We start from the raw sequence: 18,061 nt of genomic DNA on the forward strand, positions 1-18,061 counted from the left end.
GGACTGCAAATCCCTTTGGGAGCGGGCAGGTCCCGCTCCCGGGGATGTGAGCCTAACCCAAGGCTGTGAAATCGCTGGCGTGCAGCTCCTGGACACCCACCAGTTGGATTTCGAACTCCGGAATGGCGTCGGCATCGACACTGCCGTAAAGAATGCCATCGGCAAAGCGCAGTTGGCCGGTGGCGTCGGCAGGGTCAAAGGCATTGCTGCCGACGAAGGTGAAGGCGTCGACAGCGGTGGTCAGCGGGTTGGCGTCCAGGCCGGTGAAATCCAGAAGATCGCTCTCTGTGCTCTTGAATCCGTTGATCACATCGCGCAAAGCCCCGATGCCCATGTCCGACAGCGCACCAAACGCGTAGGTATCCGCGCCAGTGCCAGCGGTGAGGTTGTCGGTGCCTGCACCGCCGATTAGCCGGTCGTTGCCCGAACCGCCCACCAGCGCATCGTTGCCCGCACCACCGTTCAGAACGTTCGCGGCGCTGTTGCCCGACAGCGTGTCGGCGTAGGCGCTTCCCGTCAGGTTTTCAACGAATTTCAAGGTGTCGAGTCCGGAACTCACGGTGTTTTGTTGCGCTGACGTCGAGAGGTTTACGGTAACGCCGGACAGGGCCCGTTCAAAGGACACCGTGTCATTGCCATCGCGCCCGTCCAGCACGTTGTTCCCGGCTCCGGCGAACAGTGTGTTGTCCAGCGCGTTGCCCGTGCCATTGGCGGCGCCAGTGCTATCGATGTACAGATGCTCGACGTTGTTGGCGAGGGTATAGGCCGCCAGGCTGCTGTGCACACTGTCGATCCCTCCAGGCACCGCATTGCTGTTGATCTCGATCACGGTGTCGTTGGCGTTATCGACATAGTAGGTGTCGTTGCCATCGCCGCCGCTCATGCTGTCGTCCCCTGCGGCACCATTAAGCACGTTATTGGCGGCATTGCCGGTGATGAAGTTGAGCCGCTCATTGCCGGTGCCGTTGATGGCCGATACACCGGTGAGCACCAGGTTCTCGAGGTTGGCACCCAGGGTCCAGCTGACCGAGGCCTGCACCGTATCGATCTGCGAGGTCGAGGTGTTGGTTTCCACCGCGCGGTCGGACGCGTTATCGACCACATAGACGTCGTTGCCATCACCACCGGTCATGGTGTCGGCGCCCAGTTTGCCATCCAGTGTATCGTTGCCCGAACTGCCCACCAGGGTATCCGCCTGGTCGGTACCGGAAATCATGTTCTGAGCGTTGTCGAAAATGTCCTGCACGCTGTTGTTGTCGTTGGGGTTGCCCTGGAAGCCAAGGTCATTGGCAATGTAGTCGGCCAGGCGCTGGCCGACGATCTCCGCCGACTCCTCGTGCAGGTGCCAGACATCGTCGGGATACGCCTGCGGATCGACTTCGTGGCGCAAGGGCAGGTCGGTGTAGTCCGCCGCCAGCTTGACGTCGGCGCGCTCGGCGGCGATGGCTTCCTGGGCGGCGCGGACATAGCCAACCCCCTCGACGATGGAGGCGATTTTCTCTTCCGAATAACCACGGGCACGCGCCGCGTCCTGTTCGTAGTGACCGGTTTCCATCAAGTACACGCTGAAGTTGCCGAATTGGGCATGCAGGTAATCAAACACCTTCAGGGTCGCGGCCTTGTAGTCCGCTGCTGCCGCTGCTTTGTCCGTGGCGCGGGCAATCTCCTGGGCGGCTTCCTCGCCCTGGCCCCAAATGATGCCCATGGTGACCTTATCGATCGATTGCAGTTCGGTGAGCTGGTCGTGCAGCAGCGTCACGGCGCGCAACAGCGCAGCCCCGGGTTGGTTGGTGTCGGTCAGCCACCAGCACAACTTGAGTTCCTCGGCGCTGAGGGTCGACAAGCCTGTAACCGTGCTGCCGCCCACCGCGATGTCGATACCGTTGCCATTGGCATCGGTGAATTGGCTGCGCACGTCATAGGGGGTATAGCGGTCCAGGTCGTTGACCAGCATCGAGGTGCCGGACTGATTGTCGTCCTCCGTCATGCGCAGCAGGCGCGCATTGGATTGGCCGAGGGTGGGCAGGTAGAGGATGTCCTGCTGGACGCTCTCGCCAAACACGAAGTCGCTGGCGGTCAGGGTGTTGAGGTAGTTGCCGTTGAGGGCGATTTCAAAACGATTGCCATCGGCATCCGCTACGGCGGACTTGATGTAGGTCTTGTCGCCGGCCGCGTTGAGGGTGATGTACAACGTGCCATTGCGGCCATCGCCGAGGCCTACAAAGCCAGCGTCCGAAACATCGATCTTGTCGACGCCCGCGGTGAAGTCATAAATCGTGTCGGTGACCGTGACACCGCCGGTGTCGTAGTCGCGGTAGCTGTCGAGCACGTTGGTATAGCGGAAAGTGTCGGCACCGTCGCCGCCGTACAGCGAATCGCGTCCGGCGCCGCCATCGACGATGTCCGCGCCGGTGCCGGCCTTGATTGTGTCGTTGCCACCGAGGCCGAGGATCAGGTCCGCACCCGCCGTGCCGTTGAGGGTTTCCGCATTGTTGGTGCCGGTGATGGTGTTGGCGGGTGCATCGGCCACGACCAGGGCGAAGCTATCGCTGACCGATGCACCGGCCGGGTCCGTGGCTTTGACCAGCACGTTGTAACTGCCGGACGCGGTGCTGGTCGGCGTGCCGGTGAAGGTCAGGTTGGTGGCATTGAAGCCCAGCCACGCGGGCAGGGCGCTGCCATCGGCCAGGGTCGCGGTGTAGCTGAGGCTGTCGTTATCCGGATCGGTAAAACTGGTGGCCGGCACCGCGTAGCTGAACGGGGTGTCTTCGGTCGCGTTCTGATCCAGCAACGCCGTTGCCACCACCGGCGCATGGTTGACCGTTGGCGAAGTGGCAAAGACGAAATTGGCGCTGGTCAGCGTGTTGAGGTAGTTGCCGTCCAAAGCCACTTCGAAGCGGTTGCCATTGGCGTCGGCGGTCAGGGACTTGATGTAAGTCTTGGTGCCGGCACTGTTGAGCACCACGTACACGGTGTTGTTCTTGCCATCCCCCAGGCCGGTGAAACCCATGGCCGAGAGGTCGATTTTGTCGGCGGTGGTATCGAAGTCGGTGATCAGGTCGCCAAGGTTGGCGCCGCCAGTGTTGTAGTTGCGGTAACTGTCCAGGCGATTGGAGAACACAAAGATGTCCGCTCCAGCGCCACCGGTGAGGGTGTCCATGCCGGCGCCGCCGTCGAGCTTATCGTCGCCCGCACCGCCACTGAGGTTGTCGTTGCCCGCCAGGCCGAGGAGGGTGTCGGCAGAATCACTACCCAGCAGCGAATCGCTGCCGCTGGTGCCGGTGATCACGCGATTGAAGATGAAATTGCTGGCGGTGAGGGTGCTGGCGAGGTTGCCTGAGAGAATCAACTCGAAGCGATTGCCGCTGGCGTCGGCATCGTAGTCCTTGATGTAGGTGCGGTCGCTGCTGGCGCTGTAGCTGACCTGCAGGGTGCCGCCATGGCCATCGCCAAGACCGGTGAAACCGAGGCCGGCGAGGTCGATCGTGTCCTGGGTGACATCGAAGTCGGTGATGGTGTCATCGAAGCTTGTGGTTGCGTTGCGGTAACTGTCGGACTGAGCGACGAAACGGAACGTATCGGCGCCCGTACCGCCGGTGAGTTTGTCGATACCTGCACCACCCACCAGAATGTCGCCACCGGCACCGCCATTGATGGTGTCGTTGCCGGCAACGCCGTAGAAAATCTCGCTGGCGGCACTGCCCAGCAGGGTGTCGTTGCCAGCCGTACCTTGCACGGTGGTCATCGGCACCGTGGCGCTGACGTAGCTGCCGTCGCCATAGATCAGCGTGGCACCGTTGCTGGTGTGGCTGATGGTGTTGCCGATGATGGCGTTGCGATCAGTGCCGTCTTCGTTGCGTTCGGCGACGCCGTAGGTCGACAGGTCGCTGCCGATGATGATGTTGCCCTGGATGGTGTTATCGCTGCCGTTGAAGTACTTGCCGGACACGCCCAGGGTGTCGTTGTAGGACTGGATAATGATCTCCGGTACGGGGCTGCCCAGGGAGTTGTTGTTGAGCGTGTTGTCGATGATCTCGACGTGGTTACTGCCGTAGATGCGTATCCCGGCGCTAGTGTTGTCGTGAATGTCGACGCCGCTGACCGTCACCTCGCTGGACATTTTGATCAGCACCCCTTCGGCGCCGTTGCCGTACACCTCGCCACCGGTGATGGTGATGTTGCTGGGGGAGGGGATGTCCTCGCTGCCGCGCTGGATCACGATGCCATTGCCGCCGTTGTCGTAGGCGACGTTATTGGTGAGTGTGAAATCGTGGGTGCTGGTGACGATGTTGAAACCGTGGCGGTCGTTGTCGTAGGCGATGTTGTTTTCGAAGGTGCTATAGCTGAGGAAGTCAGCCACGAAGCCGTCCAGGCCGTTGCCGTGGGACACACTGTTCTTGATGACCATGTTGACGGTCTGCTCGTGGGGGTCGAAACCGTACCCGGAGCAATCCTTGATCTCGACACTGTCGAGGGTGACATTGGAGTCGTAGCCTGCTTCGCCGGGAATGTAGCCATTGAACCAACCGTCGATCTTGCCCGTGGTGCTGTCACGGTTGCCGTCGATGGTGAGGTTGCTGACGCCGAAGTCGTGGGTTTCCTCGCCATAGGCGGAGCGGATGACCCCCGTGATCTTGGTGTCGGAACCGTCAGCCACCTTGACGGTGGTTGCGCCCATGCCGTCGCCGTACAGGTAGACGTTGCTCTTGAGCATCAGGCAACCGTCGGAGGGTTCCTCACCTCCCGAAACGATATAAGTTCCGGTCGGCATATACACCTGCCCACCGCCTGCAGCGGCCGCCGCATCAATTGCACTTTGAATCGCCGCCGTGTCGTCAGTGATGCCATCTCCTTTGGCGCCAAAATTTTGTACATTGAAAATCATGAGCTTATCTCCGTATCAGGCGAAAACCTCGAAAGATGCCAATATTCCATCGACAGCTACCGTGTTATGACCCAGCGGAGGGCAAAAGTTGTTACCGCGTATCGGCGGAGCGTCAAAAAACCGGACTAACTGATTAACGGTTACGTGGTTTTTTGAGGCGTTTCGGAAAAGTAACGTTCTGTTGACGTTTGCTTAGGTGGCGAGTGATGCCCTGTGGGAGCGGGCTCGCGAAGGCGATTTTTCAGGTTCGCTTAGGCTCGTCGCAAAAAAAACCGCCTTCAGGAAGGCGGCTTCTTCATTCAATCAAATCAAACCTGGAACTCGGTTCCTGCGGGTCGACCTTGATATTCAATCGGAGAACAGCTCAAACATGAGCTGGCGTAACCAGCGATTGGCCGGATCCTTGTTGTATCGGGTATGCCAGAATAGATTGATCTCGATTTTCGGCAACTCCAGGGGCGGCGGTAGAACGGCGAGTCCGAAGGGTTGTTCGCAACTGGTGGCGAATCGTTCAGGCACAGTTGCCAGCAAGTCCGTACGTTGAAGTATGTGGCCTATCGCGACGAAATGCGGAACCTCCAAACGGATATTTCGCTCGATGCCCGCACGTGCGAGAAACGTATCAACTTCGCCGTGTCCTGTGTTCGCCGCTACAACACGAACGTGGTCATAGCTGCAAAAACGCTCAAGCGTCAACGGTTCCCGGGTGGCAGGATGGGCTTTGCGGCACATGCAGACGTAGCGATGGTGGAACAAGCGCTGCTTGAAAAAACCGGCTTGAAGGTGAGGAAGTAACCCGACGGCCAGGTCGATAGCACCGTTCTGCAGCCCTTCGGCCAGGGTATCGGTGTTGTTGCGCAGCGTACTGATCGAGCAACCCGGAGCGCGTTCAGCCAGCGCATCCATCAGCCGCGGCATGAAGTAGATTTCACCAATATCCGTCATGGCCATGGTGAATCTTCGATTGCTATTAAGCGGGTCAAACGTGTCCTGCCGGCTAAGTGCATCGCGCAATGTTTGAATGGCTTGCGCAATCGGCTCAGCCAGCTGCCGGGCGTAAGGCGTGGGCTCCATTCCCTGGTAGGTGCGTACGAAAAGTTCGTCGTTCAAGGCGCTACGCAACCGCTTTAGCGCGTTGCTGACCGCGGGCTGGGTCAGCTCAAGATTATCCGCCGCAGTCGAAACCCTGCGGTCGATCAGCAGTTGGTTGAACACCAAAAGCAGATTGAGATCCAGCTCACGTAATTCCATAACGCCTCGTGCAGGTTGGCTCATACCAGAGCAATAAACCGTTGCCCGTCGTTGGGTCTGCACCGCTCTGAAATGGCCGCTGCAAGAATCACAAGCCTATCAAGTGCTAAACCGTCGCGTCCATTGTAAGGGTCGCTTGGCTTTTGCTCGTGTCCGATCTTTATTCACGTTCGAAATAATAGGTATTCGGATCACTGCATTTATCACGGTTGATGCCTTGGCCATGATCGCTTCAATGCCCAATCCTCAAGCACGTCGGCCAGCGAGTTGGGCACTGCGCAACTCCCGGAGGCATCTGAACCTCCGGCTCTATAACAATGACAAAAAGAGCGATGCCATGCGTACGATCGATGTATCAGCCCTGATTGACGGGGCACGTTTCAACGCCTTCCATGCGCGCGTACTGTTCTGGTGCGCACTCACCATCATCTTCGACGGCTATGACCTAGTCATCTATGGGGTTGTGTTGCCCTCACTGATGGCCGAGTGGGGGCTGAGCTCATTACAGGCGGGAGCGCTGGGTAGTTGTGCGCTGGTGGGAATGATGTTGGGCGCGCTGTTTTTCGGATCATTGTCGGACCGGATAGGCAGACGTAAAACCATCATGATGTGCGTAACTCTTTTCAGTGGTGTCACCGCGATCAACGGCTTGGCGCAGAGCCCGGAGGCTTTTGCGTTGTGCCGGTTTGTTGCCGGTCTGGGGATTGGCGGGGTCATGCCGAACGTTGTCGCGTTGATGAACGAGTACGCACCCAGGAAATCCCGCAGCACCTTGGTCGCCCTCATGTTCAGTGGCTACTCGCTAGGAGGGATGCTGTCTGCGGGTTTGGGCATGGTGTTGATTCCTCAGTGGGGATGGCAAGCGGTGTTCTATGTGGCCTTGATCCCACTGTTGGCGTTGCCATTTTTGATACGGCAGTTGCCTGAATCGATGGATTTCCTTCTACGAACGGGTCAGACGATCAAGGCCCGGATATTACTGACGCAGGCCGTACCGAGTTATGTGCCCAGCGCAACCGATCAGTTGAATCACACAGTCGCTAAAGGCACAAACGCGTCGATTGCGCAGTTGTTCCAAGAGGGGCGCAAGTTGAGCACCTTCATGCTATGGCTGGCGTTTTTCTGTTGCCTGCTGATGGTTTATGCATTGAGTTCCTGGTTGCCGAAACTCATGAGCGCCGCTGGTTACGGCTTGAACTCGAGCCTGGCGTTTCTGGTGGCGCTGAATCTTGGTGCGATTATCGGCGCGGTGGCCGGCGGGTGGCTGGGTGATCGAATAGGCATCGCCAAGGTCTTGTTCGTCTTCTTCAGCTGCGGTGCTTTGGCCCTGAGCCTGCTCGCACTCAAGGCCCCTTTACCTGTGCTCTATTTGCTCATCGCCGTTGCCGGTGCGTGCACCATTGGCACACAGATCCTGGCCAACGCTTGCACCGTGCAATATTACCCGCCGCAGATCCGGGCTACAGGCCTCGGTTGGGCGATGGGGGTAGGGCGCACCGGTGCCATCATTGGTCCTCTGCTGGGCGGCGCACTGCATGCCTCATCGTTACCGCTGCAGGCGAGTTTTCTCATCTTCGCTATACCGGGGCTGGTAGGGGCAATAGCCATTCTGGTCTTTCTGATCCAGAACGCGCGAAATCGATCTGGCTCCCTTCGTCACTCATACCATACTACTTGAACGTATTAATGAGGCCTTCGATCTGATGCATGAAGGCACTATCAAATACTGATCCGCGCCCTGGAGCTCCGGCTCCAGATCCAGTTCGAATACTCCCTGATACTGGAGGTTTATCGTGAGCAATTTGAAGCTTCATCCTTCACTGGATAACGGCATAGCGCCAAGCGCTGCAAATTTCTCTGGCGGTACCCTGCAATGCCTGTGTCCGACCGACAAGGTTGAAATCAGGATTGACGCTCAGACTCTGCACAATCATGCCTGTGGCTGCAGCAAGTGCTGGAAACCCGCAGGTGCGAAATTCGCGGTCGTAGCGGTTGTTCCTCGCGATAAAGTCAGCGTCATCGCGAACGCTGAGAAGCTGGTCATTGTTGACGAGCGCGCCACTATTCAACGACATGCTTGCAAAGAGTGCCATGCGCATATGTTCGGCCGCATCGAAAATAAAGACCATGCGTTCTACGGCCTGGACTTCGTGCATACCGAGCTTTCTCCGCAAAAAGGGTGGGCTGCACCGGGCTTTGCAGCCTTCGTTTCGTCGCTCATCGAAACCGGCACTCCGCCGGAGGACATGAAGGAGATTCGCGAAAAACTGCGCGCGCTCGGTTTGGAACCTTATGACTGCTTGTCGCCAGATCTGATGGACGCATTGGCTACGCAAGTGGCGAAGTTGAATGGTGTTCTCGCATCCCGTTAAACCCATTTGCCGAATGTATTGTTCGGCACGATCCACCCTGGCTGAACCATGAGTGCAATGCCCTTCACCTGGATCCGTTCCAGGTGAAGGGCGTTGCGCTCAAGCAGCATTTTTCGGCGAACAATATTCACATTCGTAATGTTGAGTATGAGAGTTACGGTATTTATCAATAGCGCTCAGATGGCGATGATTCAGTTACTCCAATAACAATCAGCCTCATGGGTACCTTGCTATGCAAACCTCTCAATCTACTTTGCACATCGGTATTGTCGGCGGTGGTATCGCCGGCGTGGCGTTGGCACTGGATCTGTGCCGCCACTCCCATCTCAGCGTGCAGTTGTTCGAATCGGCCCCCGCCTTTGGCGAGGTCGGTGCAGGTGTCTCCTTCGGCGCCAACGCCGTTCGTGCTATCGCCGGCCTGGGTATTGCCGAACCCTACCGGCAGATCGCCGACCGCACGCTTGATCCCTGGCAGGATATTTGGTTCGAATGGCGCCGCGGCGAGGATGCCGGTTACCTCGGCGCAAGCCTGGCTGAAGGGGTAGGGCAGTCTTCAGTGCATCGTGCGGATTTTCTCGACGCGTTGGCCAGCCAGTTACCAGAGGGAATCGCCCAATTCGGTAAGCGCGCGGTGAGCGTGGAGCAGGATGCCGAACAGGCCCGCGTATTGTTCACCGATGGCAGCGAGCACCGCTGTGACCTGTTGATCGCTGCTGACGGTATCAAGTCTTCGATTCGTGATCATGTTCTTCAAGGCCTCGGACAGCCCCTGGCTACGCCGCGCTTCAGTGGTACTTGTGCTTACCGCGGGATGATCGACAGCGAACAGTTGCGCGCTGCCTACCGTACTCGAGGTGTAGATGAACACTTGGTCGACGTCCCGCAGATGTATCTGGGGCTCGACGCACACATCCTCACATTCCCGGTTAAACAAGGCCGGCTGATCAACGTCGTGGCGTTCATTTCCGATCGCAGTCAGCCTGACCCATCCTGGCCGAGCGATTCCCCATGGGTTCGTAATTCCAGCCAGGAAGAAATGCTTGCCGCCTTCGCCGACTGGGGCGATGCCGCACGGGTGCTGCTCGAGTGCATTCCAGCGCCGACCCTTTGGGCTCTGCACGAAATCGAAGAGCTGCCGGGCTACGTGCACGGCCGCGTAGGTCTGATCGGCGATGCGGCCCACGCCATGTTGCCGCACCAGGGCGCCGGCGCAGGGCAGGGGTTGGAAGATGCCTGGCTTTTGGCCCGACTGCTGGCAGACCCACAGGTTCTGGCGAGTCGGCCGCAAGCGGTGCTTGAGGTCTATGACGCGATCCGTCGTCCACGCGCCTGTCGTGTGCAACGCACCTCCTGGGAAGCCGGCGAACTCTACGAGCTGCGTGATCCGGTGGTAGCCGATGACGAGCAGCTGCTGGGCAAAACCCTGGCAGAGCGTTTCGACTGGTTGTGGGATCACGATCTGCAATCCGACCTGCAAGAGGCTCGTGAGCAACTGGGCTGGAAAGTACTGGCTTAGTGATTTGCCCGGGTATGCACGGGGTGGGACAAGAATGCGCCGGCTGGATAAGCGACTTTAATCGTTCCCACCGCTCTGAGACTCGGATTTTTACAGAAACTTCCACAATTTCGGCGCATCGCCTGTCGAAAGCTGAGAGCGACGGTTAGAGTGTTCAGTTCATAAGGACCCTCCACTCGATTCGCATAGTCGCGCCAAGCGATTCCAGCGAACGAACAGGGCAAAAAAAACCGTATATCAATCGTTATGTGAAGAATGAATCGTCCGCTGTTTGTTTCTCTAGATGGGCCCAAGGGTGCCGGCAAAACCACACTGTTGGAGGCCGTTACGAAAGTACTGAGGGCAGACAACAAAAAGGTGATCCGACTTTGCGAGAAAAAAAGCGACCCCTATAGGGGGGAAACAATGGCCCTCGTGAACAAACTCGTCAGAAATCCCTCCCGGGATTTGGAGTTGGAGGTTTGTGAGCGCTTTGCTGATAGCCGTACCTGGATTTCCCAACACGTGCTGGCTAAACAGCCACCAGGCAGCATCATCTTGATCGATCGCTGGTACCCGTCTGATGCCGCGTTTCGCCGGATAGTCCCGTTTGCAGAAATTCTACAGTTAAACATTGATCGAAACGTGCGATTGCCAGACCTGCATGTCGGGGTTGTCACCGCCCCTGAAATTTCATGGGCAAGGGCAGCGGCACGACGGCGTGGGCTGAGCAGTACGGTGATCCATAAGCTGGAAGAACAGATCGCTTGTACCAAGGCGTTCGAGCAAGCGACTGCAGATCACGGCTGGGTTTTATGCCGTAATGAAGGAACGATCGAAGACGCAACGATGCAGGTGATTTCTGAGATCTATAGCGTCCAGGCGAAGTTAGCTGCGCCGGCCTTGATGCGGTTGAGATAGCCGTAGCTATAGATCATTAGCAGGATCGAAGGAGTGATTTGTCGCTGTAGCGGTAGCCGGCTGATGCTTTGATCTGGGTGCCTGTCATCGAACTCAGAGCCAAAGCTTCCCGGGGTGGGTCATACATGATCAGACGGTTCGAGCGTCGATTGCTGGAACCGGGGTATAGAGTTGGCTCAAATAGGGATCGGGGATTGGTAGCTTGAAAGAACCTTTGGTAGAAGTTCCGCTCTGACACATCATTTAACATAATATACATTACACGTAACATGATGTTTCAAGATTAGCCCGGTTGCACGCAGATTTTGAAGCCCTCATTTCACCCAAGCCCCTCATCCTTGGGTCAGCTTCCCAATCAGTTCCGAATGCTCGGGAAACTGCTCTCTGAGCTTCTGTCGATTACCCATCTCCATATCTGCAAAATCAAACCCTGGTGAAACCGCTTCACTGATCAAACCGTATTCCGCTAAACCATTCATCAGTTGCGAAGCTTTCCAGACGCCACCAGGTACATGCAGCTGCAAACACTGCCCAGCGATAACGTCGCTGCCCATCACCACAGTATTCAACGTGCCGTCTGGAAAAATCAGGCTGTACTGAATCGGGTTTCCCAAATGGTAGTAATGAACGATGTCCGATTGATTCATGTGAAAATGACCTATAGGCGAATCCTTGGTCAGCAAGTAATAAATTGAAGTCATCAAGTGACGTTGACCTCCATTGATCTCGACCATAGCGTGGTGATCAGATTGAAAGGTTCTTCGGTAGAAACCGCCTTCCATGTGAGGCTCCAGAGCCAATGCGGCGATGACTGCTTCAGCGTTGGGAATTTGAATGTTGAGCTCACTGTTGGTCATGTGGATCGCCCTCCTTAAAACACTTAAACTATTATGTAAGTCTATTCGATAGATTATAACTATGCTAAATGGTTGTTTAGTCGTTTTATCTCGTTAGCGTTTAAAAAGCGTAAGCAAACGCAATTCGTCAGCTTGACGCTATAGCTACCCCTGCCCTCGCAACACCGCAATATCCCGCTTGGGAGGTACGCCAAACAGACGGCTGTATTCGCGGCTGAACTGGGACGGGCTTTCATATCCAACCTTGTAAGCCGCACTGGATACGTCCTGGTGTTCATTGAGCATCAATCGCCTCGCCTCGTTCAGTCGCAGCCATTTCTGGTACTGCAAGGGGCTCATTGTGGTGAGTTGACGGAAGTGGTGGTGAAAGGTCGGAGTGCTCATCTGCACTCGGGCTGCAAGTTCATCGACGCGAAGCGCTGAGGTGTAATTCAACTTCAGCCAATCGATGGCTTTGGCGATCCGATAACCTTGGCCATCGACAGAAGTTATTTGTCGTAGCCGGCTCGCCTGATCACTCTGCAAGAGACGGTAGTGAATCTCGCGTTGAATCAAGGGGGCCAGAACAGGAATGGATTCCGGCTCATCGAGCAGTGCTAATAAGCGCTCGAATGACGCCAGCATTGCAGGGGTCACTGAACCAATTCCTACCCCCTTCGCAACTGATCGATCACGGGTTGGCGGTAGGTCACTTTGTGCTATCAGCTCAGCCAGCATGCGCAGATCGAGCTTCAAAGTGAGTCCCAGGCATGGCTGTTCCGGGCTTGCCGCCAGCACTTGCGAATTGGCAGGCAAGTCCAATGAGGTGATCAGAAATCGCGACGTGTCATACGGGTAGCCTTCGCCGCCTACCCAGAGCTGTTTCTCACCCCGGGCGACGAGGATGATGCTTGGCTCCACCATGCAGACGACGGGCGGCGATGGATGTTCGCGCCTGAAGAAGCCGAGGCCCGTAATGGGCGTTCCGTAATCACCTGGTTTCGGGATCTGCGCGCCGATGATCTGCGCAAGCGTTTCTTGCGGCGATGTCTGTTGCGGTGCGGTGCCGTGTTTGATCGTCATGTTCGTCTAGTACCTCTTCGCTGAACTCTAACTCGCCAGTTCACGACCGTCCTGCAAAAAAACAGAGACTCATAGGATCAGGCAAGTAATCCAGCGATATGCACTACAGGGAGTATGGGCAGAACCGGAGAATGTTCATCCGACAAACCCATTGAGGAATCTCCCATGACGTCAAGTATTGCTTCGTGATCGACAACGCCATGTTGGCTGATTAAGCACTGGGTCAAAGCACTCCAGCAAACTACAACTCAATCGAAAGGACTATCCGGTGAAAGGAATTTTTCTTGCCCTGGGGCTTCTCGTTGCCTCTTTTTCTTCAATGGGAGCCGATATGTCAAACGGCGCGGACAACTTCTACAAAAGCGAGAAAGTGACCGTTGAAAAGGTCACCTTCAAGAATCAATACGGTATGAAGGTAGCGGGCAACCTGTTCACCCCGAAAGACCTCGCCTCCAAATCCAGGAACGCCGCCATCATCGTCGGCCATCCAATGGGGGCGGTGAAAGAGCAGAGTGCGAACTTGTACGCCACCAAAATGGCCGAACAAGGATTTGTCACCCTGTCCCTGGATTTATCCTTCTGGGGTGAGAGCGAGGGCACGCCTCGCCAGGCCGTCTCGCCCGATATTTACGCAGAAGACTTCAGTGCCGCCGTGGACTTTCTTGGCACTCACCCAATTGTCGATCCTGAGCGAATCGGCGTCCTCGGCATCTGCGGCAGTGGCAGCTTCGCTATCAGTGCGGCCAAGATTGATCCGCGTATGAAGGCCATTGCCACCGTCAGCATGTACGACATGGGTGCGGCCAACCGTAACGGTCTCAAACACGCAGTGACTGCGGAACAACGCCAGCAGATCATTCGCGACGCCACCGAGCAGCGCTATGCCGAATTCCAGGGTGGCGAAATCCGCTACACCGGCGGCACGCCGCTCAAACTGACCGGCAATGCCGTGGGTGACGAGTTCTACGATTTTTATCGCACCCACCGAGGCGAAGTCACTCCGGCCGGCGCATCGCCGCAGACAACCACCATGCCGACGCTGACCAGCAACGTGAAGTTCATGAACTTCTATCCGTTCAATGACATCGAGACTATCTCCCCTCGCCCGCTGCTGTTCATTGCCGGCGCCCAGGCACACTCACGCGAGTTCAGTGAGGACGCCTACAAGCGGGCCGCCGAGCCTAAAGAGTTGCTCATTATTCCAGATGCCGGACACGTGGATCTTTACGACCGGGTCAACCTCATTCCATTCGCCAAGTTGACCACGTTCTTCAAAAGCACCCTGAAGTAGTCTGATCGGTGCCCTGGCCGGGCATCACTTCTCTCGTAGCCTCGTCCTTGGGGCTACGACGCTTCGCGCAATACAGGATTCAACCAATGACTGATCACCTCCTCCCTGTGCCCCATAAATCATGGGGCGCCGTATTCGCCATGTCCCTCGCCGCCTTCGTGCTGGTGGCATCGGAGTTCATGCCCGTCAGCCTGCTGACACCGATTGCCGCAGATCTACACGTCACCGAGGGACAAGCCGGCCAGGGAATCTCCGTTTCGGGGCTGTTTGCCTTGTTCACCAGTCTTCTGATCGCATCGGTGGCTGCGCGGGTTGACCGCAAACCGCTGCTCCTTTCACTGACACTGCTTATGATCCTTTCTGGAACAGTGGTCGTGTTCGCCCCGAACTACTGGGTGTTCATGACCGGCCGCGCGCTGATCGGTGTTGCGATAGGTGGATTCTGGTCATTGTCGGCGGCAACCGCCATGCGCCTGGTGCCTGATGACCAGATCACTCGCGCAATGGCCATCGTCAACGGCGGCAACGCTTTGGCGACGGTTATTGCAGCGCCATTGGGCAGTTTTCTCGGCGCCCTGATTGGCTGGCGCGGTGCATTCTTGTGCGTCATCCCAGTCGCGATAGTCGCTTGTGTATGGCTGTCGTTAAGCCTTCCACCGATGAAATCGCAAAGCGGTTCAGGCACTGGCAACGTCTTCAAGTTGATGAAACGCACGCCGGTCGCGTTAGGAATGGTGGCGGTCAGCGTGTTTTTCATGGGCCAGTTCATGCTGTTTACCTATTTGCGCCCGTTTCTTGAAACGGTCACGCACGTCAGTGTTTCCATGCTGTCGTTGATGTTGCTCATCCTGGGTATTGCGGGCCTCGCAGGAACCTTCCTGATTGAAGCGTTCTTGAAAAATGGCCTGCATCGAACCCTCATCGTCATCCCGATCTTGATGGCGGTGATTGCACTGGCGCTTGTTTCATTCGGTAGCTCGGCGGCTACCACGACTGTTTTGCTTGGCCTCTGGGGACTGGTTGCGACTGCTGCGCCCGTGGGATGGTGGACATGGCTGGCGAGAACGTTGCCAGACGCTGCTGAAGCGGGAGGCGGCTTAATGGTGGCGATCATCCAACTGGCAATTGCGTCTGGCGCAACCGTTGGCGGGCTGGTCTTTGACTTGAGTGGCTATCGAGCAACCTTCGAGTTGAGCGCCACTGTGCTGGGCGTGGCGGCCGTTTTTGCCTTCCTGGCTGCACGCGCAGCATCGCGGGAGCCTCTTGCCGCGACGAGCATCGCTTGAAATACCACAAGACACGCCAAGGCATATCTTGTGGTATGGGAAAAGCGTGCCGGTGAAGCCAAACCCGCGCGGTCGTAAACCCAAAATCACTTAAGCATCGGGCGATGCTGCCACTTTGATTAGTGTCAGGAGGTAGACCTTAATTGTTCTTGAGGAAATGCTTTTCGAGCCTTGGAACTTCAATCAATGAGCTGTTTTGCCATGGAGATCGCGGGAAGCTCCTTCGAGGGTTTTCCATAGACTGCGCATCGTAGGGTTCTCGTTGGTGATGGAGCAGTAGGAGCGTATCTCCAGTCGCGTACTCCATTCATCACCACCCGCTTTTACCAACTGACCTCGCTGAAGCTCGTCAATAACAGCGCTTTGTGGCAACCATGCCACGCCATACCCCTCTATCGCCATTCGCATCAAAAGCATTGCCATGTCTGCCTCATAGCACCGTTCCAGCACACTCACACTTGGACCATTTTTGATGACTATGTCGGCAACGCGACCTAGAAAAGTTGTGGCCGTATAAGCGAGGTGAGGCACAGCTTTAGCTGAGGTGCCGGGCAAGCGATACAGCGGTTGCCCCTTCTTGTCAGGGGCACACAACGGAATAAAGGCGTCATGCCCCAACGTCAGGCATCCGAACTTTTCCGGGTCTAGAAGAATGGGTGCCAGGGGATGGTGGTAGACGATCATCAGATCGCAACTCCCCTCCTCCAAGGCTATGACGGCATCATGAATGTTCGCGGCAACGACCCGGGCGTTGAACTGCTCATTGTGCTGCTGAAACTGGGTCAGCCATTTCGGTAGAAATGTCATTGAAAGGCTGTGGCCAGCAGTCACCTGGATGGATCGACCGGGCATTCGCTCAACCTCACGCAGGGCTGAGCGCAGTCTCAATAACCCTGCTAATGCCTCGCGGCCTTCTTCACAAAAACTTCGCCCCGCAGGTGTGAGCTGAACGGGATAAGTACCGCGATCTACCAACTCCGCGCCTACCCATTCCTCAAGTGACCGTATGCGACGCGACAGAGCCGACTGGGTCACGCAGCGAACCTCCGCAGCCCGAGAAAAGTTCTTCCACTCGGAAATCGCTAAAAGATCATCCAACCATTTGATTTGCATACCGGTACCTCACGCCCCGAATGCGCAGTGTACTGCGCCTCAGTCAGGACTAAGCAGAAGTTTCGAAAACTATTCCAAAAGCGCATGAGGCTATCGGGATTACTCATCACGACCTTTCAATCCCGCCCCTAGAATCGAAAACGTTGAAGCGATGCCATAGAGCTTCGACCCAATGACACTTGTCTCCTGCCAAGTAAAAAAAGCAAAAAAACCACTTGAGGAAAGCTCCGTGAAGAAAAACAAACTTCCGCGTCGGATCGCAATTGGCATCGCCTTGGGCGTGCTTGTCGGTTGGGCGTGCCACCATTTCGCAGGGAGCGAACAAAGCGCCAAAGAGATCGCGTCCTACTTCTCGATGGTCACCGACATTTTTTTACGCATGATCAAGATGATCATCGCGCCTCTCGTGTTCGCCACTTTGGTTGGCGGCATTGCCAGCATGGGAAACTCCCGCTCCGTTGGGCGTATTGGCCTAAGAGCCATGGTCTGGTTCGTAACCGCTTCGGTGATCTCGCTGGCAATCGGCATGGGCCTGGTCAACCTGTTCCAGCCCGGTGCGGGACTGAACATGGAGGTCGTCCAGCATGCGGCAAGCCCTGCGGTGGTCAACACCGGGGATTTCAGCCTCAAGGTATTCATCAGTCACGTGTTTCCCCGCAGCATTGCTGAAGCAATGACCAACAACGAAATCCTGCAAATCGTGGTGTTCTCGTTGTTCTTCGGGTTTGCCTTGGCGGGTGTGAAACGAGCTGGTTACATGACGATTGTCGATAGCATCGAAGAGCTGGCCAAGGTGATGTTCAAGGTCACGGACTTCGTCATGGCCTTCGCGCCCATTGGGGTTTTCGCGGCCATCGCATCGGCTATCACCACTCAGGGCCTTGGCTTGATAGTCGATTACGGAAAACTGATTGCCGAGTTCTACTTGGGTATTGTGATGCTGTGGTGCGTGTTGTTCGCTGCCGGCTACCTGTTCCTGGGTCGCTCAGTATTTACCTTGGGCAAGCTGATTCGCGAACCTGTCCTGTTAGCATTCTCGACTGCCAGTAGCGAATCCGCGTATCCGAAAACCATGGAGGCACTGGAGAAGTTTGGTGCGCCGAAGCGCGTATCCAGCTTCGTTCTACCGCTGGGTTACTCATTCAATCTTGATGGTTCGATGATGTATCAAGCGTTCGCCATCATGTTCATTGCTCAGGCCTACAACGTTGACTTGAGCTTCACACAGCAACTGCTCATCTTGCTGACGCTGATGATTACCAGTAAGGGAATGGCCGGTGTAGCCCGAGCATCGGTGGTTGTGGTGGCGGCTACGTTACCCATGTTCAATCTTCCCGAAGCCGGTATTTTGCTAATCCTTGGCATTGACCAATTCCTTGATATGGCCAGGACTGCCACCAACGTGGTTGGCAATAGCATCGCAACGGCTGTGGTTGCCAAATCAGAACCACATGAAGAAGTTGAAGAATCGCCCGGCACGAAATCTCCGCTCCCGATTCATACTGCAGCCACCGCCTGAGAACCTGAA

At 56.5% G+C, this 18,061-nt stretch carries 12 protein-coding genes; 7 read left to right on the forward strand and 5 right to left on the reverse strand.

Annotation, left to right across the window (positions count from 1 at the left end):
* Positions 1 to 52: 52 nt before the first annotated feature.
* Positions 53 to 4,885, reverse strand: coding sequence for a M10 family metallopeptidase C-terminal domain-containing protein (locus ACIPLA_RS01265; RefSeq protein ID WP_401170726.1), 4,833 nt, complete (start codon positions 4,883 to 4,885; stop codon positions 53 to 55).
* 348 nt (positions 4,886 to 5,233) lie between these two features.
* A complete protein-coding gene (locus ACIPLA_RS01270; RefSeq protein ID WP_401170729.1) occupies positions 5,234 to 6,136 on the reverse strand; it encodes a LysR family transcriptional regulator in 903 nt (300 codons plus the stop codon).
* A 337-nt stretch (positions 6,137 to 6,473) separates the two neighbouring features.
* On the opposite strand from ACIPLA_RS01270, the gene ACIPLA_RS01275 reads away from it, so the two are divergent.
* The 4 genes from ACIPLA_RS01275 to ACIPLA_RS01290 all read left to right on the forward strand — a co-directional run bounded on the left by ACIPLA_RS01275 (position 6,474) and on the right by ACIPLA_RS01290 (position 10,924).
* Positions 6,474 to 7,814 carry an MFS transporter gene (locus ACIPLA_RS01275; RefSeq protein ID WP_401170732.1) on the forward strand — a complete coding sequence of 447 codons (1,341 nt, stop codon included), beginning with the start codon at positions 6,474 to 6,476 and terminating at the stop codon, positions 7,812 to 7,814.
* 115 nt (positions 7,815 to 7,929) lie between these two features.
* A complete protein-coding gene (gfa, locus tag ACIPLA_RS01280; protein ID WP_192344629.1) occupies positions 7,930 to 8,508 on the forward strand; it encodes an S-(hydroxymethyl)glutathione synthase in 579 nt (192 codons plus the stop codon).
* 232 nt (positions 8,509 to 8,740) lie between these two features.
* Positions 8,741 to 10,024: a salicylate 1-monooxygenase gene (gene salA / locus ACIPLA_RS01285; RefSeq protein ID WP_401170735.1), complete on the forward strand. Its 1,284-nt coding sequence runs from the start codon at positions 8,741 to 8,743 to the stop codon at positions 10,022 to 10,024.
* 255 nt (positions 10,025 to 10,279) lie between these two features.
* On the forward strand, positions 10,280 to 10,924 hold the full coding sequence (locus ACIPLA_RS01290) for a dTMP kinase (RefSeq protein ID WP_401170738.1): 645 nt from the start codon (positions 10,280 to 10,282) through the stop codon (positions 10,922 to 10,924).
* Positions 10,925 to 11,256: 332 nt separating this feature from the next.
* Here the strand turns inward: ACIPLA_RS01290 and ACIPLA_RS01295 are convergent, their stop codons facing one another.
* Both ACIPLA_RS01295 and ACIPLA_RS01300 read right to left on the reverse strand, forming a co-directional pair.
* Positions 11,257 to 11,781: a cupin domain-containing protein gene (locus ACIPLA_RS01295; protein ID WP_218394982.1), complete on the reverse strand. Its 525-nt coding sequence runs from the start codon at positions 11,779 to 11,781 to the stop codon at positions 11,257 to 11,259.
* A gap of 144 nt (positions 11,782 to 11,925) precedes the next feature.
* The gene (locus ACIPLA_RS01300; RefSeq protein ID WP_218394983.1) at positions 11,926 to 12,843 is read right to left on the reverse strand and encodes an AraC family transcriptional regulator; all 918 of its coding nucleotides are present in this window, start codon (positions 12,841 to 12,843) and stop codon (positions 11,926 to 11,928) included.
* Between the two features lie 331 nt (positions 12,844 to 13,174).
* Here ACIPLA_RS01300 and ACIPLA_RS01305 point away from each other — a divergent pair, with 331 nt between their 5' ends.
* Positions 13,175 to 14,134 carry an alpha/beta hydrolase gene (locus ACIPLA_RS01305; RefSeq protein WP_371317109.1) on the forward strand — a complete coding sequence of 320 codons (960 nt, stop codon included), beginning with the start codon at positions 13,175 to 13,177 and terminating at the stop codon, positions 14,132 to 14,134.
* Between the two features lie 86 nt (positions 14,135 to 14,220).
* On the forward strand, positions 14,221 to 15,420 hold the full coding sequence (locus ACIPLA_RS01310; protein ID WP_218394985.1) for an MFS transporter: 1,200 nt from the start codon (positions 14,221 to 14,223) through the stop codon (positions 15,418 to 15,420).
* A gap of 183 nt (positions 15,421 to 15,603) precedes the next feature.
* Here ACIPLA_RS01310 and ACIPLA_RS01315 read toward each other — a convergent pair whose 3' ends face one another.
* The gene (locus ACIPLA_RS01315; protein ID WP_052963155.1) at positions 15,604 to 16,533 is read right to left on the reverse strand and encodes a LysR substrate-binding domain-containing protein; all 930 of its coding nucleotides are present in this window, start codon (positions 16,531 to 16,533) and stop codon (positions 15,604 to 15,606) included.
* 229 nt (positions 16,534 to 16,762) lie between these two features.
* On the opposite strand from ACIPLA_RS01315, the gene ACIPLA_RS01320 reads away from it, so the two are divergent.
* Entirely contained in the window at positions 16,763 to 18,052 is a 1,290-nt protein-coding gene (locus ACIPLA_RS01320) for a dicarboxylate/amino acid:cation symporter (protein WP_401170987.1), read from the forward strand.
* Positions 18,053 to 18,061: the final 9 nt, after the last annotated feature.

The organism is Pseudomonas sp. NPDC086112 (genome assembly GCF_044746425.1).
Lineage (GTDB): Bacteria > Pseudomonadota > Gammaproteobacteria > Pseudomonadales > Pseudomonadaceae > Aquipseudomonas.